1 protein-coding gene and 1 pseudogene are annotated in these 1871 nt (G+C 71.2%); both read right to left on the bottom strand.

Annotated features, from left to right (window positions below):
- Positions 1–310: pseudogene (locus A2U95_RS32665) on the bottom strand (hypothetical protein); the annotation flags it as partial.
- A 238-nt stretch (positions 311–548) separates the two neighbouring features.
- Entirely contained in the window at positions 549–1655 is a 1107-nt protein-coding gene (gene prfB / locus A2U95_RS13120) for a peptide chain release factor 2 (protein WP_166022298.1), read from the bottom strand.
- Positions 1656–1871 lie beyond the last annotated feature (216 nt).

Raw genomic sequence — 1871 nt, 5'->3', positions numbered from 1 at the left:
CCACGTCTCCACCGCCGACGTCGCCGCCACCGTCGCCGCCCGCGATGACACCGGCGATCACGCCGCCGTCCTCGCCGCCGCCACCGTCGCCGCCCGCGATGACACCGGCGGCCGCGCCGCCGTCGTCACCGCCGCCGCCGTTGTCGCCGCCCTCGGAGGTGCCGCCGTCGGCCTCACCGCTGGTGATCCCGATCTCGACGTCGTCGCCGCCGAAGGCCGAAGCCGCGCCCGCCGCGGTCAGCGACGCGCCGGCCGCCATCACCGCACCCGCGGCGATCCGCGCGATGCGGACCCGTGTCTTTCTGCTCATGTGTCTGCTACCCCCAGTAGCTGTAGTCAGGGAGGCCGCGTCCTGGGGGTGGTGATCAACGGGGCGTCGTCTCGACGGACCCCCGGTTCACATGCGCCCCCGTCAACGCATGCCGAACCTAACCCTTCCGATAATCCAAAGCATCGTCAAGTTGCTTCACTTCACGCGCACAAAACGACAACTGCCGCCCCGAAGGACGGCAGTTGCGAAAACCGGTCTGACCCTGACTGACCGGGAGCTACTTCTCCTGCTGCTTGCGCCAGCGGATGCCGGCCTCGAGGAAGCCGTCGATCTCGCCGTCCAGGACGGCCTGCGGGTTGCCGACCTCGAACTCCGTCCGCAGGTCCTTGACCATCTGGTACGGGTGCAGGACGTACGACCGCATCTGGTTGCCCCAGCTGTTGCCGCCGTCGCCCTTCAGGGCGTCCATCTTGGCCTGCTCCTCCTGGCGGCGCCGCTCGAGCAGCTTGGCCTGGAGGACGTTCATCGCCGTCGCCTTGTTCTGGATCTGCGACCGCTCGTTCTGGCAGGAGACGACGATGCCGGTCGGGATGTGGGTCAGGCGGACCGCGGAGTCGGTCGTGTTGACGCCCTGGCCGCCGGGGCCGGAGGAGCGGTACACGTCCACGCGCAGTTCGGACTCGTCGATCTCGATGTGGTCGGTCTGCTCGACGACCGGCAGCACCTCGACGCCCGCGAAGGAGGTCTGGCGGCGGCCCTGGTTGTCGAACGGGGAGATGCGCACCAGGCGGTGCGTGCCCTGCTCGACGGAGAGGGTGCCGTAGGCGTACGGGACCTGGACGACGAAGGTGGTCGACTTGATGCCGGCCTCCTCCGCGTAGGAGGTCTCGTAGACGTCGGTCTTGTAGCCGTGGCGCTCGGCCCAGCGCAGGTACATGCGCTGCAGCTGCTCGGCGAAGTCCGCGGCGTCGACGCCGCCGGCCTCGGCGCGGATGTTGACCAGCGCCTCGCGGGCGTCGTACTCGCCGGAGAGGAGGGTGCGGACCTCCATCTCGTCCAGCGCCTTCCTCACCGCGGTGAGCTCGGCCTCGGCCTCGGCCCTGGTGTCCGGGTCGTCCTCCTCCTCGGCCATCTCGAAGAGGACGGCGAGGTCGTCGATCCGGCCGCGCAGCGCCTCGGCCTTGCGGACCTCGGCCTGGAGGTGCGACAGCTTGCTGGTGATCTTCTGCGCCGCCTCCGGGTCGTCCCAGAGGGAGGGCGCGGCCGCCTGCTCCTCGAGCACGGCGATGTCTGCCCTCAGCTTGTCGAGGTCCAGGACGGCCTCGATCGACTCCATGGTCGAGGAGAGGGACTTCAGCTCTTCGGATACATCGACGACTGCCACGCCCTCCAGCGTAACGGCTCCGCCCGGCGGCCAGGGCCACACCCCTGGGCACCGGGGCGGAACGCCGCACGCGCGTCAGGGGGCCGTGGAGGAGACCCCGGGCGCCGTCGGCGCCGTCGGGGGGGTCTCGTCGCCGCCGCCCGGGGCGGACAGCCACCACGCCGTCGCCGCGGCCGCCCCCGCGACCGCGAGCGCCGCCGCCGTGAGGGCGCGCCG

This window comes from Streptomyces chilikensis, assembly GCF_001642695.1.
Taxonomy (GTDB): domain Bacteria; phylum Actinomycetota; class Actinomycetes; order Streptomycetales; family Streptomycetaceae; genus Streptomyces; species Streptomyces chilikensis.
Note: the sequence above shows the minus strand (reverse complement) of the source record. Positions and strands in the feature narration are given on the sequence as shown.